The sequence below is a fragment of the Halomonas flagellata genome (assembly GCF_022487945.1).
GTDB classification, from domain to species: domain Bacteria; phylum Pseudomonadota; class Gammaproteobacteria; order Pseudomonadales; family Halomonadaceae; genus Halomonas; species Halomonas flagellata.
The window spans coordinates 1-20942 of the sequence record NZ_JAKVPY010000038.1; the positions used below are offsets into that span (position 1 = coordinate 1).

The following is a 20942-nucleotide window of genomic DNA, read 5'->3' on the forward strand; positions in this document are numbered from 1 at the left end:
GCGGCGGTCGGCGAAAAGCGTCCCCGGCCGGGGTGGCCGGGGGGCGGAGGTCGGCGATAGCGGGATCAGTCGTCGGCGTCGGCCACGGCCTGGTAGCCGTCGGCGTCGAGCAGGGCATCGAGGGCGGTGGCATCGGTGATGCGCACCTTCATGATCCAGCCATCCTCATAGGGCGACTCGTTGACGCTCTCCGGGGCGTCCTCGAGGGCCTCGTTGACCTCGACGATCTCGCCGGCCACCGGGGCATAGAGGTCGGAGGCGGCCTTGACCGATTCGATGACACCGAACTCGTCCTTGAGGGCCAGGGTCTGGCCTACCTCGGGCAGCTCGACGAAGACGATGTCGCCCAGCGCTTCCTGAGCATGGTCGGTGATGCCGATAGTCACGGTGCCGTCGCCGTTGTCCAGCACCCATTCATGGCTTTCGGCGTAACGCAGGTTGGGGAGGAGCGAGCTCATGCGTGTTTCCTATAAGAAATTTGTTTCACGGCAATGATCCTAGAGCCACTCGAGGTTCGACGCCAGTCACTGCAAATATCATTTTTTGAGATATTGTAAGTCAAAATAAGAATAACAGAGATGGGGTGTGCATTCTTGCCAGCTTATTGCATATAGTTCAGTTGCTTAAGTGAAGCCGAGGCCGGCGTGTCGAGCACATCATCGTCCAGAAGGCCGACAGGGCCCATGTTTCCTCAAGGCGCCTATTGTTTCCTTTAAGAAACTTCATCTAGTCTGAGCCATGCGAGCGCGACCCGTCCGGTGACGCCGAGGCGGTGATCGACGCACTTCTCTCTCAGTCAACCAGAGGCGACCCCCATGAGTGACCCGAAGCGCACCCCACTGTATGACCTGCATGTCGAACTGGGTGCCAGGATGGTGCCCTTTGCCGGCTACGAGATGCCTGTCCAGTACCCCCTGGGCGTGAAGAAGGAGCACGAGCACACGCGCTCCGCCAGCGGCCTGTTCGACGTGTCCCACATGGGCCAGGTGCTGCTGCGGGGGCCGAACCCGGCACAGGCCCTGGAGACCCTGGTACCGGCCGATCTCGTCGGCCTGCCCGAAGGCATGCAGCGCTACGCGCTTTTCACCAGCGAGGAAGGCGGCATTCTCGACGACCTGATGGTGGTCAATGCCGGGGATCACCTCTACCTGGTGGTCAACGCCGCCTGCCAGGCGCAGGACATCGCCCACCTGCGCCAGAACCTGCCCGACGGCTACGCGGTGGAGGAGCTGGACCGCGGCCTGCTGGCCCTGCAGGGCCCGAAGGCCGCCGAGGTCATGGCGCGTCTCTGCCCGGAGGCCTGCGACATGGTCTTCATGCAGCATGGCCACTTCGAGATCGCTGGCATCCCGGTCTGGGTCAGCCGCAGCGGCTACACCGGCGAGGACGGCTTCGAGATCTCGGTGCCCGCCGAACAGAGCGAGGCCCTGGCGCGCCGCCTGCTGGAAGAGCCGGAGGTGGAAGCCATCGGCCTGGGCGCCCGTGACTCCCTGCGCCTGGAGGCTGGCCTCTGCCTCTATGGCCATGACATCGACACCGACACCACGCCGGTCGAGGGCGGGCTGATCTGGGCCATCGGCAAGCCGCGCCGCCCTGGCGGTGAGCGCCCTGGCGGCTTCCCCGGCGCCGACAGGATCCTCCACCAGGTCGAGGCCAAGGACCACCGCCGCAAGCGCGTCGGCCTGCTCGGCGAGGGGCGCGCGCCCGTTCGCGAGGGTGCCCCCCTCCATGACGCCGACGACAACCGAATCGGCATCGTCACGTCCGGCGGCTTCGGACCCACGGTCGGCAAGCCGGTCGCCATGGGCTATGTGCCCATCGCCCTCGCCGAGGTCGGCACCACCGTCTATGCCGAGGTGCGCGGCAAGCGCCTCCCCATGGTGGTGAGCAAGACCCCCTTCGTCGCCCCGGGCTACTACCGCGGCAAGTAAGCACCAAGGAACGGGGCCGGCATCCCGTGGGTGCCGGCCCCGTTCCGTTCTGCAGGGCGTCGGTGCCCGGCCGAGACTAGCCCAGGTAGGCGAGCGCCCCGGCCGCCATGGCCTCGATGCCGGTGCGCAGGGTGACGGGGTTGCCCGGGAAGTAATACGGCGAGTGGGGCATCTCCAGGTGGCGCATCTTCTCCGGCACGCTCTCCCCCGGCGTGGCCTGCCAGCGCTCCTCGGGGGTGGCCCCGATAAACCAGTAGACGTAGGGGATATCCTCGCCACCGAAGCCCCCGGCCTGGGCATTGCCGAAGTAGGGAAAGTCCTCGCTGCCGTTCAGGCGCGGCATGTCGAACAGGCCGGCCTCGCCGAAGTGTCGGCCATGGGCACGGCGGATGTGTTCCACCGCTGTGGGGTCATTGTGCAGGGCGAGGGTCTCGTTGAGCACGTGGAATTCCGGGGGCTTCGGGGAGCGGCCAGCCTCGCACTCGGCGCGGACGATGCGCTCGATGGCCTCCACCACCTGCCGGTGGAGGGTGTCGTCGAAGCTGCGGATATTGATCTCGAGCTCGGCGGAGTGGGGAATGATGTTGGCCTGGGTCCCGGCATGCAACTTGCCGACGGTCACCACCACCGTCTGCTCCGGCGGTACCTCGCGGGAGACGATGGTCTGCAGGCGCGTGACCACATGGGCGGCGATCACCACCGGGTCCACGGTCTGGGCGGGCATGGAGCCGTGCCCGCCTGCCCCGTGGATGGTGACGGCCAGGTTCGAGGCCGCGGCCATGGCGCTGCCGGCGATATGGCCCACCGTGCCGGCCAGGGCCGGCATGTTGTGCTGGCCGAGCACCACGTCCGGCCGGGCGAAGCGCTCGTAGAGGCCGTCCTCCAGCATGGCCTTGGCACCGCCGAAGATCTCCTCGGCGGGCTGGCAGACCAGCATCAGCGTGCCCTGCCAGCGCTCCCGGAGCCCGGCCATCACCGTGGCGGCCCCCACCACGCAGCTGCTGTGCAGGTCATGGCCGCAGGCATGCATCAGCGGTACCGAGCCGCTCTCGGTCTCCGCCGTGCGCCTGCTGGCGTAGTCCAGGCCGGTGTCCTCCTTGATCGGCAGGGCGTCCATGTCGCCGCGCAGCATCACCGTGGGGCCGTCGCCGTTGCGTAGCAGGGCCACCACGCCGGTGCCGCCCACGCCGCGGGTCACGTCAAGGCCCAGCGCTTCCAGCGCCTCGGCGAGCCGGGCACTGGTCTCGTGCTCCTGGAAGGGCAGCTCGGGATGCTGGTGGAGCTGGCGGTAGAGCGCCTGGACCGACTCGAAGGCGGCGTCGGTCTGAGCGCCGATCGCGTCTTTCAGTTCGGGCAGAGGGGTGTGAATCGTCATCAGGGTCTCCCGGAATGATCAGGAATGTCGGCTGGCCAGGGCCGGGTCCTGGGAGGCCGGCTGGATGAAGCACTGGCAGGCCGCGACGACGATGACGTTGAGTAGTATCGCCCAGACACCGGCATGCCAGCCCAAGGGGGAGGCCCAGACGAAATCCATCAGCAGGTAGGCCACGCTGCCGACCAGGGCACCGAGCATGACGCTGGCACGGCGCAGGCGCGGGAAGAACAGCGCGCCGATCACTATCGGGAACAGCTGGACGAGCAGCCCATAGGCCCCCAGCAGCAGCATGACCAGCGAGGCGGGGTTGGCCAGCGCAAAGAGATAGGCGATCAGCGACAGGCCCAGCACACTCCAGCGGGTGGCGGATACCGTGGCCTTCTCGCTAGCGCCCTTCATCACCGTGGGACCGAAGACGTCGCGTACCAGCACGACGGCCGCGGTATGGGCCAGGTTGGCACCGGTGGACATGGCGGCCGCCAGTGCGCCGGAGAGCATCAGGCCGATGACCCAGGGCGAGAAGTTGGCGACATCCATGACCAGGCGCAGCAGCACGGTGTCGGCGCGTGCCAGGGGCTCCTCGGCGAACACCAGGATGCCGGCGAAGCCGATGAACAGCAGCGGGACCAGCAGGTAGGCGTAGAGCGGATAGAAGACGCTGACCTTGCGCAGGGACTTGCCGCTATCGGCGGAATAGAACTTCATGAACAGGTGCGGCCACATGGCGCCACCGAAGGCGCTGACCAGCACCGCCGTGCTGAAGTAGCCCCAGCTCATGCCGTTGGCACCGGGCATGGTCAGGTACTCGGGCATGCTCTGCTGGAGCTGGGTGAACATCTCACCCACGCCACCGTAGAGGCGTTCGGGAATGGTGAGGCCGAGGAACCAGGCGATGGCGATCATCATGATGCCCTGCACCAGGTTGGTCCAGCCGATGCCACTCAGGCCGCTGGCGAACACATAGGCGGCCACCACGAGGAAGGCCAGCAGGGCGCCGAGCCAGAAGGGCACCAGGCCATCGGTGGCTGCCTGGAACAGCAGGCCGGCACCGGCGATCTGGATGGTCAGATACGGCACCAGTGCCGCCACCCCGATGATCCCGGTCAGCATGCCCAGCGGCCTGCTCTGGTAGTGGTCGGCGATCATGTCGCCCTGGGTGAGGTAGCCGCGCTCGCGTCCCTGCTTCGCCACCCGCGGTCCCAGGGCCCAGATGGTGATCGGCACCAGCGACAGGTAGGCGAGGATGTAAAAGGCCGGTGAGCCGTGCTGGTAGGCCCAGCCCGGCGCGCCGAGGAAGGCAAAGGCAGAGAAGATCTCCGCCCCGAGGATGAAGAACAGGATGACGACACCGACATGGCGCCCCCCGGCGACATAGCCCTCCAGGCTGGAGCTTTCCTGGTTGCGAGCCCGCAGGCCGACCCACAGCACCGCGGCGAGGTAGGCCAGCGTGATGCCGACCACGATCAGGGAATCACTCATGGCGGCCACCTCCGTGACGGACGACGAAGGCGACCCACATGCCGGCGAAGAGCACCAGCATCCACAGGATGTACCAGAAGAACAGGAAGGGAAGGCCGAGCACTGTGGGCTCGATACGGTTGGCGATCAGGGCGCCGGGCCAGATCATGGCCAGGGTGCACACCGCAAAGTGCAGCCCGGTCAGGAGGTGATAGGTCTTGTTCATGGGGAGAGTCCAGCTCGCACACGGCGAGACCTGTTATGGGTTGTCCCGACACTATGAAACGCCTTGTGCGATAGAAAAAATATAGCTTTGGCATTGCTGACATGCCGTATTGATATGGATAGAGTCGGAGACACCCTTTATCTGTCGGCGAGGCGACCATGGAATTCCGCCAACTCAGCTATTTCATTGCCGTTGCGGAGACCGGCTCCATCTCCGCGGCCAGCCGCCAGGTGCACGTCGCCCAGCCGGCGCTGACCCGGCAGGTTCGACTATTGGAGGAGGACCTGGGCACCCGACTGCTGGAGCGTCATGCTCGTGGGGTCAGCCTGACGGTGCCCGGCCAGGCGCTCTACGACGAGGCCGTCCAACTGCTCGACAGGCGCACCCGGATCCGAACGCGACTCTCGGCACTGGGCCAGGGGCTGATCGGCAAGGTAAGCCTGGGGGTAACGGTGACCCACCTTTGGGTGCCGGAAGTGGCAGCGCTGCTGAGGCACTATCGCGATCGCTATGCCAAGGTCGCCTTCGAGGTCTTCCCGCTGCTATCGGGACCCCAGCTGGAGCGGCTGCGGGAGGGCAGCCTGGATGCCGGCATCCTCTACCTGGACAGTGCCGAACAGCCCGGCCTCGAGACTCGCCTGCTGCAACACGACCACCTGATGCTCGCCGTGCCTGAAGCCTCGCACTGGGCTGCAGAGCCACCGCGCCGCCTGAGCGAGCTGAAGGATGCCGACTTCGTCTGGGGCTTTCGCAGCGTCTCACCGGTCTACTACGACCGTGTGATGGCCCACTTCGCCCGCCTCGAGTTCGAGCCACGGGTGGTGCAGTACGGCGCCGACAACATCACCATCCTGAGCATGGTGGCGGCCGGCCTGGGGATCGCCATCGTTCCCTCGGCCAGCAGTGCCCATCCCATGCCGGGCGTTCGCTTCCTGCACCTGGAAGAACTCATCACCTGTGAAATGCCGTTGTGGATGGCCTGGCGCTCGTCCAATGACTCGCCGGCACTCCACAACCTGATTGGCCTGGTCGACGAGGTGTTCGGGAGAGAGGGCGTTTCCTCGCCCGGCCAGGCGGGCTAGGCTGGTCCGCCTGGTCCACTGACGAGAGAGACGGCACGATGCGCCTGCGGTGCCTGCTATACCTGTTACCCCTGGTACTGCTGGCCGGTTGCGAGGAGACGCCGACCGGGCGCTCCCAACTGGCCCTGGTGCCGGACACCCTGATGGCCCAGATGGGCGAGGATGCCTTCGACCAGTTGCGTCGAGGCCAGTCGGTGTCACGCGACGCGGCCGTCAACCGCCGTGTGCAGTGTGTGGCCCGACAGGTGGTGGCCGCCGCCCAGGTGCGCTACCCGGCCGCCGAGCTGCCCGAGGCCTGGGAGGTGGTGGTCTTCGAGGATCCCTCCCCCAACGCCTTTGCCCTGCCAGGGGGCCGCATCGGCGTGCATACCGGCCTGCTGCGGGTGGCCGAGACCCCGGCCCAGCTGGCGGCGGTGATCGGGCACGAGGTGGGCCATGTGCTAGCCGATCATGGCAACGAGCGTCTCACCCAGCAACTCGGCATCAAGGCCGTGCTGCTGCTGGTGGGATTTTTCGGGGAGGGTGATCTGGGACAGCAGCAGCTGATGCAGGCCCTGGGCCTCGGCGCCCGGCTCGGCATTAGCCTGCCGTTCAGCCGCGCCCACGAGGAGGAGGCCGACCTGATGGGCCTGGCGATCATGGCGCGAGCGGGGTTCGACCCGCGCCAGAGCGTGGCGCTGTGGCGCAACATGGCAGCGGCCGGCGGAGGCCAGCCGCCCGAGTTCCTCTCGACCCATCCGGCCCACGGCTCACGTATCGAGGCGTTGCAGCAGGCCATGGAGGAGGCCGTGGCGACCTATCGCACCGCCACGCCGGCCGACTGCTCCGGGTAGTCGTGGCGGGTCTCTCCGAGCCGACAGGGCAGCAGGATGCACAGGCTGAGGGTCTTGCTGCGCCTGAGTCTCAGCGTATTCGCCGTTAGTCCGACTCGCAGCCCCAGGGACATGCCGGCAAGCTGAAGCCGCAAGGTCAGAAAGTCCGCCTGGAGCAGGATAGTGTCGATAATCCTGGCAGGGGTGACGGCTGATGTGTTCGTATCAACCCTCTGGCTGCACATAGGAGAAGAGTCTTGGATAGCACAGTTTCTTTTGATAACGCCCCTGATTACGATGAGATCGTCCGCGTCGTTCAGCTATACGTCGATGGCTTTCAAGGGGGAATCGACAAGCTCAAGGAAGCATTCCATGAAGATGCCTGGATTTTCGCCATCGATGCTGACGGAAGCCTTGGCAAAGGCCTGGTCAGCGACCGTTTCGAGCGATGGTCGACCAGCCACAGGCCGATCAAGGGGCGATTCATTTCGCTGACCCAGGCTGGAGATATTGCCAGTGTCTTGCTGGGATTCGACAACACGGAAGACCTGTCGGATTCCTGGGTTGATGTTATCGCCTTGATGAAGATCGACGGGGCTTGGAAGATCACCAACAAGACGGCTGCTCACAGCAGCAGGGCGGCGTGGGCCAGGCCATGATCATGCTTGATCAAAGTCTTATACCGCGGCGCATTTCCACCAGACCGTCGAAGATTCGAAGAACGGCACCACCGTCAAGCCGATGCTGAAGGTAGGCGAGTCGGCCGGCGCTGCGATCACTCGGCGAACATCTCGAACAGCAGGCCGCGCAGCCAGCGGTTGCCGGCATCCTGATGGAAGCGGCGGTGCCAGAAGAGGTTGATGGCGATCTCGGGGAAGGGCAGGGGGTGCTCGTGCATCGTCAGCGCGAAGCGGTCGCGGGTCGCCTCGGCCAGCTTGTCGGTGACCGTCACCACCAGGTCGGTGCGGCTGATGATATAGGGCACGGCGGCGAAGTGGGGCAGCTCGAGCCGAACCGGCCGGATGACCCCGGCCTTGGCCAGCGACTCCTCCACGATGCCGTGCCCGGTGCCGCGGGCCACCACCACGGCGTGGTGGGCGGCGACGAAGTCGCCCAGGTCGAAGTCCCCGGCCGCCAGGGGGTGGTCACGGCGCATCAGGCAGACATAGCGCTGCACGAAGAGCCCCTGCTGGTAGAAGCCGGCGCCGAGCTGGGGGATCAGGCCGATCGCCAGGTCGATCCGGCCGTCCTCCATTTCCCGCTTCAGGTCGTCGTTCCGGCTGCGCACGGTGCTCAGCCGGATGCCGGGCGCCTCCTCGGCCAGGCGCTGCAGCAGGTGGGGCAGGAAGACGATCTCGCCGATGTCCGTCATGGCGATGTTGAAGGTTCGCTCGCTGACGGCGGGGTCGAAGTCGTCCGGCCGGTTGAGGGCCTCCTGCAGCCGGGCCAGGGACTGGGCCACCGGCGGGTGCAGGCGGCTGGCCAGCGGGGTCGGCATCAAGCCTCGGGAGGTGCGCTCGAAGAGCTCGTCGCCCAGCAGCTTGCGCAGCCGCTTCAGGGCGTGGCTGACCGCCGGCTGGGTGAGGCCGAGGCGCAGGGCCACCCGCTGGGTGTTCTGTTCCTGGTAGAGCAGGTCGAAGACCACCAGCAGGTTAATGTCGATGTCCGAGAGCCGAATCATGCCGGCCCGCCTCGTGCGGGGAATGCCGCTCCGGGCAGGTTGAGGGTATACGACAATAGTCGATGCCTGGCGGCGATGTGGCGTGCAAGCGGTTGATTCATTGTCTTATTAGCGTCACTTATCGGGTGAATTCAGGGGGTTGTGTGGCGGCTGCCTGGCCAGGGGAATAGCGTGACGACCATCACCATAATCCCTGACAGGAGACACCGCCATGGTATCCAGCCCCTCGCGCAAGCGTCTTTCCATCGGCATCGTCGGTGGCGGCATCGGCGGCGTTGCCTTCGCCGTGGCCCTCTCGCGGGATCCGAGCCTCGATGTGCACCTCTTCGAGGCCGCCGAGCGCTTCTCGGAAATCGGCGCCGGGGTCTCCTTCGGCCCCAATGCTGTGCGGGCAATCACGCGGCTCGGCCTGGAGGCGTCCTACCGGCGCATTGCCGACTCCTCTCCCGCGCCCTTCGAGGATGTCTGGTTCGAATGGCGGCGCGGCAGCGATGATGCCTATCTGACCGCCACCCTGGCGCCGGGCTGTGGCCAGTCCTCGGTTCACCGGGCCGACTTCCTGGAGGCCATCGTCGCCAACCTGCCCGAGGGGATCGCCCAGTTCGGCAAGCGCTGTGTGGAGGTCGAGCAGGATAGCGAGGGCGTCACCGCGCACTTCGCGGACGGTCGCACCTTTACCGGCGATATCCTGATCGGCTTCGACGGCATCAAGTCGGCGGCACGTGAGCATGTGCTGCCGCCGGCGCAATACGGTGACCTCGGCCCGTTCTGGAGCGGTACCTATGCCTATCGCGGCATGATTCCCACCGAGCAGTTGGAGGCCGCCATGGAGGCCAAGGGCGCCGACAAGCGCCTGGCACTGGTGCCGCAGATGTACCTCGGACCTGACCGCCACATCCTGACCTTCCCGGTCAAGCAGTCGCAGCTGATCAATGTGGTGGCCTTCATTACCGACCGCGCTACCCCGCATCCCCAACTGCCCGAGGGCGAGGAGTGGGTCACCTCTGTGACCCAGGAAGAGCTACTGGGCGTCTTCGATGGCTGGGGGGCTGGTTCACAGGCCATTCTCGACTGTATTCCCGAGCCCACCCGCTGGGCCCTGCACGAGCTTCCCGAACTGCCCCATTACCGTCGTGACCGGGTGCTGCTAGTGGGCGATGCGGCCCATGCCATGGTGCCCCACCAGGGCGCGGGCGCCGGCCAGGCGCTGGAAGATGCCTATGTGCTGGCCAGCCTGCTGACCGACAAGGCCTGCGACCGCACCAATGCCGAGGAGGTGCTGGCGGCCTTCGAGACGGTCCGCCACGCGCGCACCTGCCAGGTGCAGCGCACCTCCCATGAAGCGGGGGATGTGTACGAGTTCGCTGGTGTCGGCATCGGCGATGATGAAGCCAAGCTGATCGAGAACCTGGAGACCCGCTACGACTGGCTGTGGAACCACGATCCCGGCGATGACGTGGCAGCGGCACGGCGTGAGTTGGGCTGGGAGACCCACGCCGCCCCCCGCGGGAGCGACGGACGCCAGGCCTGAAGTCACAGGTCAAAGCCCGACGCCAATAACGACAATACCCTGACGAAGGACCACCATGATGAAACGAAACAATAAGCTCTTGACTTCCCTGCTGGGCGTCGGCGCCCTGCTCACCGGCCCGGCGGCACTCGCACAAAGCGATGAGCCCGTGAAGCTGGGCCTGATGCTGCCCTATACCGGCACCTATGCGGCCCTGGGCGAGGCCATCACCAACGGCCTCAAGCTGGCCATCGAGCAGAACGGTGACCAGCTGGGCGGTCGTGATGTCGAGTACGTGCAGCTCGATTCCGAGGCCAACCCCTCCAAGGCGCCCCAGAACATGAGCCGCCTGGTCAAGGGCGATGGCGTCGACGTCGTTATCGGGCCAGTCCACTCCGGTGTGGCCATGGGCATGTTGCGGGTAGCCAAGCAGACCGGCGCCATCACCATCATCCCCAATGCCGGGCTGGAGGCCGCCACCAACCAGCTGTGCATGCCCAATGTCTTCCGCACCTCGCACAATATGTGGCAGGACAGCTACCCCATGGGCAAGGTCGCCTTCGAACGCGGCCACCGCAAGGTGGTGACCATCACCTGGGACTACGCCGGGGGCAAGGAGGATTTGACCGCCTTCGAGAACGCTTTTACCGAAGAGGGTGGCGAAATCGTCGAACAGATCCTGGTGCCCTTTCCGAGCACAGAGTTCCAGAGCTACCTTGCCCAGATTGCCAGCATCGCCCCGGACGCCGTCTACACCTTCTTCGCCGGTGGTGGTGGGGTGAGCTTTGTTCGCGATTATGCCGCCGCCGGCCTCAAGGAGAGCATCCCGCTGCTGGGCTCGGGCTTCCTGACCGAGGGTAACCTCGCGGCGCTGGGAGGCGCCGGGGAGGGGGTGCTGACCACCCTGCACTATGCCGAGACGCTGGACAGCAAGGAGAACCGGGCCTTCGTCTCGGCCTTTGAAGCGGCCTACGGTGAAACGCCCGACGCCTACGCGGTACATGGCTATGATACCGGCACCATGCTGGCCCAGGCACTCGAGGCGGTGGGGGGTGACACCGCGGACCGCGACGCCCTGATCGAGGCCCTGGCCGAGGTGGAGCTGCAGAGCCCACGGGGACCGCTGCGCTTCTCCGACTCCCACCACCCGATCCAGAACATTTACCTGCGCGAGATCCGCGATGGCCGCCACGAGGTGGTAGAGGTCGCCCACGAGCAGCTCGAGGCGCCGGATGGCGATTGCCGGATGTGATCTTCTCGTAGTCGTGCAGGCCGTAGCGCCTCTTGCGTGGCACAGGCCGAATGCGACTAACGGCGAACAGATTGGACTAAAGTCTAAGAAGTGGGTAAACTGTTAGCATGCTCAAGATATTACGGGTCCAATACCATGACCATCCAGACGCTCTCCTATAGCACGGCTACCACTACCACCACCCCCAAGGCCTCTCTGATCAAGCGCAACGGCCAGGTCAGCTACCGGCTGCTCGAGCGGATGACCGAGAGCGCCTACCGTCAGCACGAGGCCCGCTTGCGCAACAACTTCTATATCTAACGGGAGAGGCCGCGCTTGGCTCAAGGCAAGCCGGCAACGTGACGTAACGAAAAGAGCCAGCGCATTGCGCTGGCTCTTTTCGTTGGGGAGGGACAGGCTCAGGCGATGTGCTACCCCGCCTGGCGCACCGGTACGCGACTCAGGTGGTTGTTCTCGTCGGCGATGCGTGTCAGCAGCCGGCACAGGGTTTCCCGCTCGCTCTCGCTCAAGGGGGCGAGAATCTCTTCCTGCACCTCGGCTACTTGCGGCTCGGCGTCATTGCGCAGCCGTTCGCCTTCCTCGGTCAGGGTGACCAGCATGGAGCGGCGGTCCTCCGGGTTACGGCGTCGGGTGACCAGGCCGCGTTCCTCCAGCTTGCGCACCACGATGGCCACGGTATTGCGGTCCAGCGCGGTGTAACCGCCCAGGGTGATCTGGTCGATGGGGCCCATCTCCTCGAGTGCGGAGAGGGTGATGTACTGCAGCTGGGTGAGGTTATGTGCCTCGCACTTGCGCAGGAAGATCGCGACGCTGATCTGGTGGCAGCGCCGGAGCAAGTTGCCGGGCAGAGCGCTGGCCTGGGAGAGTGGGGCTCCGGTCATGTTCTCGGTCTTCTCGAGGTGGTGAAAGAAACAAGCCGTGACCATCAGTTGGTCACGGCTTCCATGCAATGGCACTGTCAGTCAGCCCATTCCATCTGCCAAGGCAGATAGCTGACGGGAGCGGCGTGCTTAACTTAAAAGACCTTGCTGGCAGAGTGTAAGTCAGCTGGCCTCCAGCATGAAGCGGTCGAAGTACGCCGCCAGCTCGTCATGGGCCTCCAGCGGCAGCACCTGGGCGATGTGCTGGTCGGGCCGCACGATCACCAGGCACCCCCGCTCCCGGTCGATGCCGCGCATGTCGAAGATGTCCTGGTCATTCTTCAGGTCGGGGCAGAAGACCTTCTCGTAGTCGTGCAGGCCGTAGCGTCCCTTGCGCGGCCACAGGAACTGCGGGAAGGCATCCAGGGAGAGCTCGCGGAAGCCCTGCTGGCAGATGGCGCGCAGGTCGAATACCGAGTCGATGTCGTCCCCTGACGGCGTGTGCTTGCGCACCGGGGAGTCCGGGGACTCGCTCAGGAAGCGGCACAGGCCGCCGAGTCCGGACTCCGGCGCGGTGGGGTCGCCGGCGCCGGCGAAGGCGAACAGCCGCCAGCGGCCATCCGCCTCCACCGTGTGGCCCAGGTGCAGGGGCTTGGCGTCGGACAGGCGCACCACCGGTGCGGAGTGGAAGCGCGTGCCGATCTCTAGGCCGCGGGCGAGGTGCTGGTGGGTCGACTCGGCGGAGATCAGCGAGGGGTAGTACTGGATCGCCGTACCGGCGGTAAAGCGCCCCTGCTTGATGAAGAATTCCTGGAATTCCTTGGGATCCACGCCGTCGCCCTGATCTTCGAGTGAGCCCTCGGGGGAGCCCTTGGGCGGGGCGCTGAACATCTTGGCGAACTTGCGATCGAAGTCGATCAGCTCCTTGGCCACGGTCTGGCGCTCGGTGGTGTAGGTGTCCAGGATCGCCGGCGCAGCCTTGCCCTCCAGCACCGAAGCCAGCTTCCAGCCCAGGTTGAAGGTGTCGCGCATCGAGACGTTCATGCCCTGGCCCGCCTTGGGGCTGTGGGTGTGGCAGGCGTCGCCGGCGATGAACACGTGCGGGACGCGGCTGCCGACCTCCTCGAGGGGCACGTCGTCGAACTTGTCGCACAGGCGCTGGCCGATCTCGTACACCGACCACCAGGCGATCTCCTTCACGTCCAGGGTGTAGGGGTGCAGGATCCGCTGCGCCGCGGCGACCAGCTGGTCGGAGGTGATGTTGCGGCTGGCGACGCGCTCGTCCTCCTTGAGCTTGTCGAGCTCGATGTAGAGGCGCGTCAGGTAGCCGCCCTCCCGTGGGATGACCAGGATATTGCCCTCGGTGGCGGAGTGGATCGTCGCCTTCATGCGGATGTCCGGGAAATCGGTCACCGCCAGCACATCCATCACGCCCCAGGCCTGGTTGGCGGAGTCGCCCACCAGCGAGCGCCCCAGGGACTGGCGCACCGCGCTGCGGGCGCCGTCACAGCCCACGACATAGCGGGCGCGGACGGTTTCGGTCTCGCCCTGGTGGGCCTCAACGAGGCGCTCGAGCTTGACCGTCACCGGGTACTCCTCGGCGCCTAGGGTGACCGCATCGGCCTTGGTGGGGTCGACGTCCACCTCCACCACGCGGCGCGAGTAGTTCGGCTCCAGGCGAGTGGGCGAGTTGCGCATCAGCTCCAGATAGAAGTCGTGGACCCGGGCCTGGTTGAGCACCGTATGCGGGAACTCGGAGAGACCGTCCTCGGTGTCCTGGATACGACCGTGACGCATGATGCGCTTGCGATTCTCCTCGTCGGGCTTCCAGAACACGGTCTCGTTGATCCAGCAGGCTTCTTTCATCACCTTGTCGACGAAGCCGAAGGCGTTGAACATCTCCATGCTGCGGCAGGCGATGCCGTCGGCCTGGCCGAGCTTGATCGGGCCGTCCTTCTGCTCGACGATGCGGGTGCGAATCTCGGGGAAGGCCGAGAGCTGGGCGGCCAGGGTCAGGCCCGCCGGGCCACAGCCGACGATCAGCACGTCGACCTCCTCGGGCAGCTGGTCGGCATTGGCGAGCTCACCGGCGGGCTCGTGGAGGGTCGGGTCGCCGGTCTGAAATCCGTTGAGATGGAACTGCATGGGGGCCTCGTCGGGTTGATTATATAATCACTATTGTGATCATCACAATTGTGATTTTGGCCATGACCCGCAATTAGACCTTTTGCTAACCTCCTTTTCACGTGCTAGGGGACCAACGCCCTGCGCGTCTCCGGCAGCGTGGAACTGGTCAGCTACCTGATGCTGTTCTCCCTGCTGGCGGCCATGGCGCCCCACGTGGGGCTGGGCGAGATCTTCAAGGGCGTGGCGCTCTTCATTGTCTCGGACTTCGTGCGCCTGGCGCTGCTGACCACCCTGTTCCTGCTCTGAGCCGCTGCGTTCGACGGCTCACGCCGCCCCCGGCTCTCAGCGCGCCTGGCCGGGGGCGTCGCTTTCCGGGGCCTCGGTGGTGTGCTGGCGCAGACGGAAGTCACGGGGCGAGTGGCCGGTGAGCCGCTTGAAAAAGCGGGTGAAGTAGGCCGGCTCGGAGAAGCCTAGGGTGTCGGCGACCTGGCTGATGGTCATGTTGGTGTAGGTCAGCTGGCGCTTGGCCTCCAGCAGGATCCGCTCGTGAAGCAGCTGCAGGGCGCTGCGTCCGGCCAGGCGCCGGCAGAGCATGTTGAGATGGGCGCTGGTCATGCCCAACTGGCTGGCGAACTGCTCGATGCCGGGCTGCTGGCGGAACTGTCCCTCGATCAGTGCCAGGTAGTTCTGCAGGTGCTCCCGGGCGCGGTCCCGGCGGCGGGGCAGCGGTCGGCTGCCGAGCTGCGGGTCGCGGTCGGCGAGGCGAGCGATCTCCACGGTCAGGGCCTGGATCAGCGCCTCCAGCAGGTGGTCGCGGCCGGTCGCAGGATGACGGTATTCGTCATCGATCTGTGCCACCAGGGTGGCGAGCCGGGCTGTCTCCCGCCCCTCGCCCAGGGGATGGGCCGCGGCGCTGGTCAGGGTGGCGGCCTGTTCCGCCAGTCGGTCATCGAGGCGTTCGACCAGCGGCCTGGCCAGGGTGATGATATGGCCCCGGATATCCGGCGAGAAGCGGAAGCCATGGATGCTCATGGCGGGTACCACGATCACCAGTGGCCCCTGTAGCTGTCGCGTGCTGCCCTCCAGTTCGAGCGCCACGTCCCCTGTCGAGACATGCAGCAGGTGCACCAGGTCGGCGTGGCGGTGGGGGGGGATGCGCCAGTCGTGCAGGCGGCTGCGTTCGGGAATCGACTCGCAGTGCAGCAGGTCGGGCGTTGGCCAGTGTTGGGTCTCGCCGTAGAGCTTGAAGACGGGGACATCCGTGGCAGGCGAAGTAGCCATCTTGCCTCCGGTGGGAAGATCTAGACGAAAGTCGATACCGTGTCTTGGGAATGTCCAAGTAATACTGCCAATCTTGCCTTATCTGAGTCTGTGTTTCATTGAAAAATGCAACTCATGACTTCGCCGGCAGGACAGTCGTGGTTGGACATGACGAGGGGCGCCGGATCAGCCCCAAGCGAAAGCGCTGACTGCGATAGCCCTGACCACTCCAGGAATTCGATAGAGGCATCCCCATGAAGACACAGGTCGCGATCATCGGCGCCGGCCCCTCGGGCCTGCTGCTGGGCCAGCTGCTGAGCCGCCAGGGCATCGACAACGTCATTCTCGAGCGCAAGAGCGGCGAGTACGTGCTGAGCCGCATCCGCGCCGGGGTGCTGGAGCAGGGCATGGTCGACCTGCTGCGCGAGGCGGGCGTCGACAAGCGCATGGACGAGGAGGGCCTACCTCACGACGGTGTCGAGCTGGCCTTCGACAACCGCCGGGTCCGCGTCGACCTGGCCGGGCTGACCGGCGGCAAGACGGTGATGGTGTATGGTCAGACCGAGGTCAGCCGGGACCTGATGGAGGCCCGCGAGGCCATCGGCGGCACCACTATCTACGAGGCGGACAACGTCCAGCCCCATGACCTCGAGACTGACCACCCCTATGTCACCTTCGAGAAGGAGGGCGAGACGGTACGCCTGGACTGCGACTACGTGGCCGGCTGCGACGGCTACCACGGCGTGTCGCGCCAGTCGATCCCCGAGGGTCGCATCAAGACCTTCGAGAAGGTCTACCCCTTCGGCTGGCTGGGCCTGCTCGCCGACACCCCGCCGGTCGCCGAGGAGCTGATCTACGCCCGGCACGAGCGCGGCTTCGCCCTGTGCAGCATGCGCTCCGAGACCCGCAGCCGCTACTACCTCCAGGTGCCGCTGGACGAGAAGGTCGAGGACTGGTCCGACGAGCGCTTCTGGGAGGAGCTCAAGCGGCGGATTCCCGACGAGGTGGCCGAGAAGCTGGTCACCGGGCCCTCCATCGAGAAGAGCATCGCGCCGCTGCGCAGCTTCGTGGTCGAGCCCATGCAGTACGGCCGTCTCTTCCTGGTTGGCGATGCCGCCCATATCGTGCCGCCCACCGGGGCCAAGGGCCTCAACCTGGCGGCCAGCGACGTCAACACCCTCTACCGGCTGATGGTGAAGGTCTATCGGGAGGGTCGCACCGACCTGATCCCGAACTACTCCGAGACTTGCCTCAAGCGCATCTGGAAGGCCGAGCGCTTCTCTTGGTGGATGACCACAATGCTGCACAAGTTCTCCGAGGAAGAGGACTTCGGCACCCGCATGCAGCAGGCCGAGCTGGACTATGTCACCAGCTCCAGGGCGGGCTTGACCACCATCGCCGAGAACTACGTGGGCCTGCCCTACGAGTCCCTCGAATAGCCTGCACGGCTTCGCGCTTCGGGCCACGTGCGATTAGCAAAACTCCCAGCGATTGATGGGCGCCGGGGGCAAGGCGTAGCGAGGGTCATTTGCCAAGGTTGGCAAATGTAGCGCCCAGGGAAGGGTTTACAGCGCCCTCGCGAAGGCTGGCCGCCGGACAGCCCCATCCCATCTACATGGTTGTGAAAGGAGCTCTTAGGGATAGCGCCCGCTGCGGCGGTTCTCCACCAGCACCTCGAGGATCCGGTTGGCGTCCTGCATGATCTCGGAAGGCTTCTCGCCCCGGCGGCGGCTGCAGATCACCGGCGAGGTGATGTGCTTGTCGGCGAGGTAGGTGTAGACGATGCCGTCACGCTGCACGCGGCGAACCTGTTCGGGTACCAGGGTGATGCCGATGTCCGAGGCCACCAGGCCTAGGGCCGTCTGCAGTTCGTTGGCCTCCTGCACCACTTCCACCTTCAGCCCCTGGCGACGGAAGAGTCCGAGCATCATGTCGGCCATGCTGGGGCGTGGCTTGGCGGGAAACAGGATCAGCGGATAGTGGGACAGCTGCTCGAGGGTCGGGGTGGTGCCTTCCAGGGGGTGGCCCGCCGGCAGGGCCGCCATGACCGGCTCCTCGAACAGCACCTCCTGCTCCACATCCGGGTCGTCTATCCTGAGACGACCGAAGCCCATATCGATGCGGCCGGCCTTGAGTGCCTGGATCTGCTGGACCGTGGTCAGCTCCGCTAGACTCAGCTCGACATTATCCTTTTGTCGAAGCTCCCTCACCAACAGTGGCAACTGGCCATAGAACACCGACGGCACGAAGCCGATGCCGAACATGACGCGCTTGCTGCGGGCCATGCGTCGGGTGGACTCCAGGGTGGCGTCCACCTTTTCGAGGATCTGGATGGCGTGCTGACGGAAGAACTGCCCGGTGGTGGTCAGGCGCAAGCCGCGGGATCCCCGCTCGAACAGCTCGGCCCCGACTTCATGCTCCAACTGCTTGATCTGTCTAGATAAAGGGGGTTGTGACATGTGTAGCCGTTCGGCGGCGCAGGTCAGGTTCAGCTCCTCGGCGACCACGCAGAAGTACCTGAGATGGCGCAGTTCCATGATACCTCCTGGGTATGGCAGGGCACCCAAACAATATTGGTTCGATCTTCACGCTGCAATCAAACTGCCACGCAATTACCAGATTGCCGAACTTCGGAGCCCTTATGACATCCGTGATCGACACCATCGAGACGCTGCTGGTCGACCTGCCGACCATCCGCCCCCACAAGCTCTCCATGACCACCATGGCCTGCCAGACGATGGTCATCGTGCGCATGCGCCACAGCGATGGCATCGAGGGCCTGGGCGAGGGCACCACCATCGGCGGGCTCGCCTACGGCCCGGAAAGCCCCGAGAGCATCAAGCGCAATATCGATACCTACCTGGCACCGCTGCTGATCGGCGAGCCGTCGGGCAATGTCAATGCGCTGCGCGCCCGGCTGAATCGTCATGTCCGCGGCAACAGCATCGCCAAGTCGGCGCTGGAGACCGCGCTGCTCGACGCCCAGGGCAAGCGCCTGGGGCTGTCGGTGGCCGAGCTGCTCGGCGGTGCCCGCCACGACCACCTGCCGGTGCTCTGGACCCTGGCCAGTGGTGACACAAAGCAGGACATCGACGAGGCCTTCCAGCGCCTGGACGAGCGCCGCCACTGCGACTTCAAGCTGAAGATCGGCGCCAATCCGGTGGACGAGGACGTGCGCCATGTGGCCGCCATCAAGGCGGCCCTGGGGGATCGCGCCAGTGTACGGGTCGATGTCAATCAGGCCTGGGACGAGTCCACCGCGGTGCGCGGCATCCAGGCGCTGCAGGACGCCGGCATCGAGCTGATCGAGCAGGCCATCCCGGCTCGCGAGCATGCCGGCCTGATCCGCCTGGCCAACCGCTTCAACGTGCCGATGCTGGCCGACGAGGCGGTACAGGATGCCCGCGATGGCCTCGACCTGATAGCGGGCGGCTTCAGCGGCGCCTTCGCCCTGAAGATCGCCAAGTCCGGTGGTCTCAGCGGCGTGCTGGAGCTGGCCCATGTGGCCCAGGCCGCCGGTATCGGGCTCTACGGCGGGACCCTGCTGGAGGGCACCATCGGCACCGCCGCCTCGCTGCACGCCTGGGCCACCCTGGGTGAGATGGCCTGGGGCACCGAGATGTTCGGCCCGCTGCTGCTCAAGGACGACATCGTCGTCGAGCCGCTCCACTACCACGAGTTTGGCGTCGACCTGCCGACGGGGCCGGGGCTCGGTATCACCCTGGACGAAGACAAGCTGGCCCACTATTCGCGCAAGTAACGGGTCGCGCACAGACTGAAGAGGAGAGACCCATGCTGTTTCAGGTGGAAATGACCGTCAAGCTGCCGCCGGACATGCCGGCCGAACAGGCCGCCGAGATCAAGGCCACCGAGAAGGCCTACTCCCAGGAGCTGCAGCGCTCCGGCAAGTGGCGCCACCTGTGGCGCGTGGCCGGTAGCTACTCGAACGTCAGCATCTTCGACGTCGAGGATAACGCCGAACTGCAGGAGCTGGTCAGCAACCTGCCGCTCTTCCCCTACATGGAGATCAGCGTCAAGCCGCTGTGTCGTCATCCCTCGTCCATCCGGGACGACGATAGCTGAACACCCCATCACGCCAGCCCCGGCCCGGCCGGGCATAACGATAATCGCGAGGACAAGACCATGACCGTGAAGATTTTCGATACCCCCGAAGTGCAGGACTTCCTGAACACCGTCGCCGGCTTCGACCAGACAGGTGGCAATCAGCGCGCCAAGCAGATCATGCACCGCCTGCTCTCCGACCTGTTCCGCCTGATCGACGACTACGACGTCAGCGCCGAGGAGTTCTGGTCCGCCGTCAGCGTGCTCAACGCGCTGGGCAACGGCACCCAGTTCGGCCTGCTGGCCCCGGGCCTGGGCTTCGACCACTACCTGGACATGCGCATGGACGCTGCCGACGCCGAGCGCGGCCTGGCCGGCGGCACCCCGCGTACCATCGAGGGCCCGCTCTACGTGGCCGGCGCCCCCGAGGCCGAAGGCTTCGCGCGCATGGATGACGGCACCGACCAGGACGCCGAGGTGATGTGGCTGACCGGCCAGGTGCGTGACACCGAGGGCCAGCCCGTCGCCGGTGCCAAGGTCGAGATCTGGCACGCCGACTCCAAGGGCGGCTACTCCTTCTTCGACCCGACCCAGAGCGAGTACAACCTGCGCCGCAGCATCATCACCGATGCCGAGGGTCGCTACACCGCGCGCAGCATCATCCCCTCCGGCTACGGCTGCCCGCCGGACAGCCCGACCCAGCAGGTGCTCGACTTGCTCGGCCGTCACGGCCAGCGCCCGGCGCACATCCACTACTTCATCTCGGCGCCGGGCCACAAGCACCTGACCACCCAGATCAACCTGGCCGGCGACCCCTACACCTTCGACGACTTCGCCTTCGCCACCCGCGAGGAGCTGGTGGTGGAAGGCAAGCGCATCGAGGATCCGGCCGAGGCCGAGAAGCGCGGCCTGGAAGGCCCCTTCACCGAGGTGGTGTTCGACATCGAGCTGGCGAAGACCGACGCCCCCGAGCTGCAGCATCGTCACAAGCGCCCGCGGGCCAAGGAAGACGAGCAGGACCAGCACAGCCAGCTGGCCGGCACCGCCAAGGTCTGATCGACCTGTCGCGCCCTACCCCTGTGGAACGGAAGGTCCGCCCCAGGGCGAGCCTTCCCCGCATAACAATCGAGGACATGGATCATGACCACCAAGCTTGACCAACTCGAGGAACGTGTCCGCGGCGCCGTCGTCGACGACGCCGAGGCCGGCATCTTCCGCTGCCACCGCAGCATGTTCACCGACCCGGATTTCTTCGACCTGGAGATGAAGCACATCTTCGAGGGCAACTGGCTGTTCCTGGCCCACG

Annotated in this window: 21 protein-coding genes; 12 read left to right on the forward strand and 9 right to left on the reverse strand. The window is 65.8% G+C overall.

Going from position 1 to position 20942, the window contains the following annotated elements; translation table 11 throughout:
• Positions 1–65: 65 nt before the first annotated feature.
• The gene (gcvH, locus tag MKP05_RS19880; protein WP_240569917.1) at positions 66–458 is read right to left on the reverse strand and encodes a glycine cleavage system protein GcvH; all 393 of its coding nucleotides are present in this window, start codon (positions 456–458) and stop codon (positions 66–68) included.
• A 357-nt stretch (positions 459–815) separates the two neighbouring features.
• On the opposite strand from gcvH, the gene gcvT reads away from it, so the two are divergent.
• Positions 816–1931 carry a glycine cleavage system aminomethyltransferase GcvT gene (gene gcvT, locus MKP05_RS19885; RefSeq protein WP_240569918.1) on the forward strand — a complete coding sequence of 372 codons (1116 nt, stop codon included), beginning with the start codon at positions 816–818 and terminating at the stop codon, positions 1929–1931.
• A 76-nt stretch (positions 1932–2007) separates the two neighbouring features.
• Here the strand turns inward: gcvT and MKP05_RS19890 are convergent, their stop codons facing one another.
• Genes MKP05_RS19890 through MKP05_RS19900 form a run of 3 tightly spaced genes read right to left on the reverse strand, consistent with a single transcriptional unit; the run spans position 2008 to position 4990 of the window.
• Positions 2008–3306 carry an amidohydrolase gene (locus tag MKP05_RS19890; protein WP_240569919.1) on the reverse strand — a complete coding sequence of 433 codons (1299 nt, stop codon included), beginning with the start codon at positions 3304–3306 and terminating at the stop codon, positions 2008–2010.
• Positions 3307–3324: 18 nt separating this feature from the next.
• Complete coding sequence (locus tag MKP05_RS19895; RefSeq protein ID WP_110285284.1) at positions 3325–4785, reverse strand: sodium:solute symporter family protein; 1461 nt, start codon at positions 4783–4785, stop codon at positions 3325–3327.
• Positions 4778–4990: a hypothetical protein gene (locus MKP05_RS19900; protein WP_089796510.1), complete on the reverse strand. Its 213-nt coding sequence runs from the start codon at positions 4988–4990 to the stop codon at positions 4778–4780. Before MKP05_RS19900 ends, MKP05_RS19895 begins: the two co-directional genes overlap by 8 nt.
• Before the next feature lie 158 nt (positions 4991–5148).
• On the opposite strand from MKP05_RS19900, the gene MKP05_RS19905 reads away from it, so the two are divergent.
• The 3 genes from MKP05_RS19905 to MKP05_RS19915 all read left to right on the forward strand — a co-directional run bounded on the left by MKP05_RS19905 (position 5149) and on the right by MKP05_RS19915 (position 7543).
• On the forward strand, positions 5149–6072 hold the full coding sequence (locus MKP05_RS19905) for a LysR family transcriptional regulator (protein WP_110285285.1): 924 nt from the start codon (positions 5149–5151) through the stop codon (positions 6070–6072).
• Positions 6073–6110: 38 nt separating this feature from the next.
• Positions 6111–6905 (forward strand): M48 family metallopeptidase, encoded by a 795-nt coding sequence (locus MKP05_RS19910; RefSeq protein ID WP_110285286.1) that lies wholly within the window; start codon positions 6111–6113, stop codon positions 6903–6905.
• A 236-nt stretch (positions 6906–7141) separates the two neighbouring features.
• Positions 7142–7543: a nuclear transport factor 2 family protein gene (locus tag MKP05_RS19915; protein WP_181422124.1), complete on the forward strand. Its 402-nt coding sequence runs from the start codon at positions 7142–7144 to the stop codon at positions 7541–7543.
• A 116-nt stretch (positions 7544–7659) separates the two neighbouring features.
• Here the strand turns inward: MKP05_RS19915 and MKP05_RS19920 are convergent, their stop codons facing one another.
• Positions 7660–8565, reverse strand: a complete 906-nt coding sequence (locus MKP05_RS19920; protein WP_240569920.1) for a LysR family transcriptional regulator — start codon at positions 8563–8565, stop codon at positions 7660–7662.
• A gap of 211 nt (positions 8566–8776) precedes the next feature.
• Between MKP05_RS19920 and salA the strand changes: the two genes are divergently transcribed.
• From salA to MKP05_RS19935, 3 genes are all read left to right on the forward strand, one after another.
• Entirely contained in the window at positions 8777–10096 is a 1320-nt protein-coding gene (gene salA, locus MKP05_RS19925) for a salicylate 1-monooxygenase (protein ID WP_110285290.1), read from the forward strand.
• Between the two features lie 58 nt (positions 10097–10154).
• The gene (locus tag MKP05_RS19930; protein WP_240569921.1) at positions 10155–11327 is read left to right on the forward strand and encodes an ABC transporter substrate-binding protein; all 1173 of its coding nucleotides are present in this window, start codon (positions 10155–10157) and stop codon (positions 11325–11327) included.
• 135 nt (positions 11328–11462) lie between these two features.
• Positions 11463–11627 (forward strand): hypothetical protein, encoded by a 165-nt coding sequence (locus MKP05_RS19935; RefSeq protein ID WP_240569922.1) that lies wholly within the window; start codon positions 11463–11465, stop codon positions 11625–11627.
• Positions 11628–11737: 110 nt separating this feature from the next.
• Here MKP05_RS19935 and MKP05_RS19940 read toward each other — a convergent pair whose 3' ends face one another.
• On the reverse strand, positions 11738–12208 hold the full coding sequence (locus MKP05_RS19940) for a MarR family winged helix-turn-helix transcriptional regulator (protein ID WP_110285306.1): 471 nt from the start codon (positions 12206–12208) through the stop codon (positions 11738–11740).
• A 162-nt stretch (positions 12209–12370) separates the two neighbouring features.
• Positions 12371–14332 (reverse strand): FAD-binding monooxygenase, encoded by a 1962-nt coding sequence (locus MKP05_RS19945; RefSeq protein WP_240569923.1) that lies wholly within the window; start codon positions 14330–14332, stop codon positions 12371–12373.
• A gap of 138 nt (positions 14333–14470) precedes the next feature.
• On the opposite strand from MKP05_RS19945, the gene MKP05_RS19950 reads away from it, so the two are divergent.
• Positions 14471–14620 carry a hypothetical protein gene (locus MKP05_RS19950; protein ID WP_240569929.1) on the forward strand — a complete coding sequence of 50 codons (150 nt, stop codon included), beginning with the start codon at positions 14471–14473 and terminating at the stop codon, positions 14618–14620.
• 36 nt (positions 14621–14656) lie between these two features.
• Here the strand turns inward: MKP05_RS19950 and MKP05_RS19955 are convergent, their stop codons facing one another.
• The gene (locus tag MKP05_RS19955) at positions 14657–15595 is read right to left on the reverse strand and encodes a helix-turn-helix domain-containing protein (protein WP_240569924.1); all 939 of its coding nucleotides are present in this window, start codon (positions 15593–15595) and stop codon (positions 14657–14659) included.
• 233 nt (positions 15596–15828) lie between these two features.
• On the opposite strand from MKP05_RS19955, the gene pobA reads away from it, so the two are divergent.
• Entirely contained in the window at positions 15829–17013 is a 1185-nt protein-coding gene (gene pobA / locus MKP05_RS19960) for a 4-hydroxybenzoate 3-monooxygenase (RefSeq protein WP_240569925.1), read from the forward strand.
• Between the two features lie 195 nt (positions 17014–17208).
• Here the strand turns inward: pobA and MKP05_RS19965 are convergent, their stop codons facing one another.
• Positions 17209–18111: a LysR family transcriptional regulator gene (locus MKP05_RS19965; protein ID WP_240569926.1), complete on the reverse strand. Its 903-nt coding sequence runs from the start codon at positions 18109–18111 to the stop codon at positions 17209–17211.
• A gap of 104 nt (positions 18112–18215) precedes the next feature.
• Between MKP05_RS19965 and MKP05_RS19970 the strand changes: the two genes are divergently transcribed.
• The 3 genes from MKP05_RS19970 to catA are packed head-to-tail and all read left to right on the forward strand — an operon-like array spanning position 18216 to position 20692.
• On the forward strand, positions 18216–19334 hold the full coding sequence (locus MKP05_RS19970; RefSeq protein ID WP_240569927.1) for a muconate/chloromuconate family cycloisomerase: 1119 nt from the start codon (positions 18216–18218) through the stop codon (positions 19332–19334).
• Positions 19335–19366: 32 nt separating this feature from the next.
• Positions 19367–19657 carry a muconolactone Delta-isomerase gene (gene catC / locus MKP05_RS19975; protein ID WP_110285297.1) on the forward strand — a complete coding sequence of 97 codons (291 nt, stop codon included), beginning with the start codon at positions 19367–19369 and terminating at the stop codon, positions 19655–19657.
• Between the two features lie 60 nt (positions 19658–19717).
• On the forward strand, positions 19718–20692 hold the full coding sequence (catA, locus tag MKP05_RS19980; RefSeq protein WP_240569928.1) for a catechol 1,2-dioxygenase: 975 nt from the start codon (positions 19718–19720) through the stop codon (positions 20690–20692).
• Positions 20693–20942 lie beyond the last annotated feature (250 nt).

Excerpts from the sequence above, each read along its gene's own strand:
- gcvH (WP_240569917.1), bottom strand. The coding sequence starts at position 458 with ATGAGCTCGCTCCTCCCCAACCTGCGTTACGCCGAAAGCCATGAATGG.
- MKP05_RS19905 (WP_110285285.1), top strand. The coding sequence starts at position 5,149 with ATGGAATTCCGCCAACTCAGCTATTTCATTGCCGTTGCGGAGACCGGC.
- MKP05_RS19940 (WP_110285306.1), bottom strand. The coding sequence starts at position 12,208 with ATGACCGGAGCCCCACTCTCCCAGGCCAGCGCTCTGCCCGGCAACTTG.
- MKP05_RS19900 (WP_089796510.1), bottom strand. The coding sequence starts at position 4,990 with ATGAACAAGACCTATCACCTCCTGACCGGGCTGCACTTTGCGGTGTGC.
- MKP05_RS19970 (WP_240569927.1), top strand. The coding sequence starts at position 18,216 with ATGACATCCGTGATCGACACCATCGAGACGCTGCTGGTCGACCTGCCG.
- salA (WP_110285290.1), top strand. The coding sequence starts at position 8,777 with ATGGTATCCAGCCCCTCGCGCAAGCGTCTTTCCATCGGCATCGTCGGT.
- pobA (WP_240569925.1), top strand. The coding sequence starts at position 15,829 with ATGAAGACACAGGTCGCGATCATCGGCGCCGGCCCCTCGGGCCTGCTG.
- MKP05_RS19945 (WP_240569923.1), bottom strand. The coding sequence starts at position 14,332 with ATGCAGTTCCATCTCAACGGATTTCAGACCGGCGACCCGACCCTCCAC.
- MKP05_RS19895 (WP_110285284.1), bottom strand. The coding sequence starts at position 4,785 with ATGAGTGATTCCCTGATCGTGGTCGGCATCACGCTGGCCTACCTCGCC.
- MKP05_RS19920 (WP_240569920.1), bottom strand. The coding sequence starts at position 8,565 with ATGATTCGGCTCTCGGACATCGACATTAACCTGCTGGTGGTCTTCGAC.
- MKP05_RS19935 (WP_240569922.1), top strand. The coding sequence starts at position 11,463 with ATGACCATCCAGACGCTCTCCTATAGCACGGCTACCACTACCACCACC.
- catC (WP_110285297.1), top strand. The coding sequence starts at position 19,367 with ATGCTGTTTCAGGTGGAAATGACCGTCAAGCTGCCGCCGGACATGCCG.
- MKP05_RS19955 (WP_240569924.1), bottom strand. The coding sequence starts at position 15,595 with ATGGCTACTTCGCCTGCCACGGATGTCCCCGTCTTCAAGCTCTACGGC.
- gcvT (WP_240569918.1), top strand. The coding sequence starts at position 816 with ATGAGTGACCCGAAGCGCACCCCACTGTATGACCTGCATGTCGAACTG.
- MKP05_RS19965 (WP_240569926.1), bottom strand. The coding sequence starts at position 18,111 with ATGGAACTGCGCCATCTCAGGTACTTCTGCGTGGTCGCCGAGGAGCTG.
- catA (WP_240569928.1), top strand. The coding sequence starts at position 19,718 with ATGACCGTGAAGATTTTCGATACCCCCGAAGTGCAGGACTTCCTGAAC.
- MKP05_RS19930 (WP_240569921.1), top strand. The coding sequence starts at position 10,155 with ATGAAACGAAACAATAAGCTCTTGACTTCCCTGCTGGGCGTCGGCGCC.
- MKP05_RS19890 (WP_240569919.1), bottom strand. The coding sequence starts at position 3,306 with ATGACGATTCACACCCCTCTGCCCGAACTGAAAGACGCGATCGGCGCT.
- MKP05_RS19910 (WP_110285286.1), top strand. The coding sequence starts at position 6,111 with ATGCGCCTGCGGTGCCTGCTATACCTGTTACCCCTGGTACTGCTGGCC.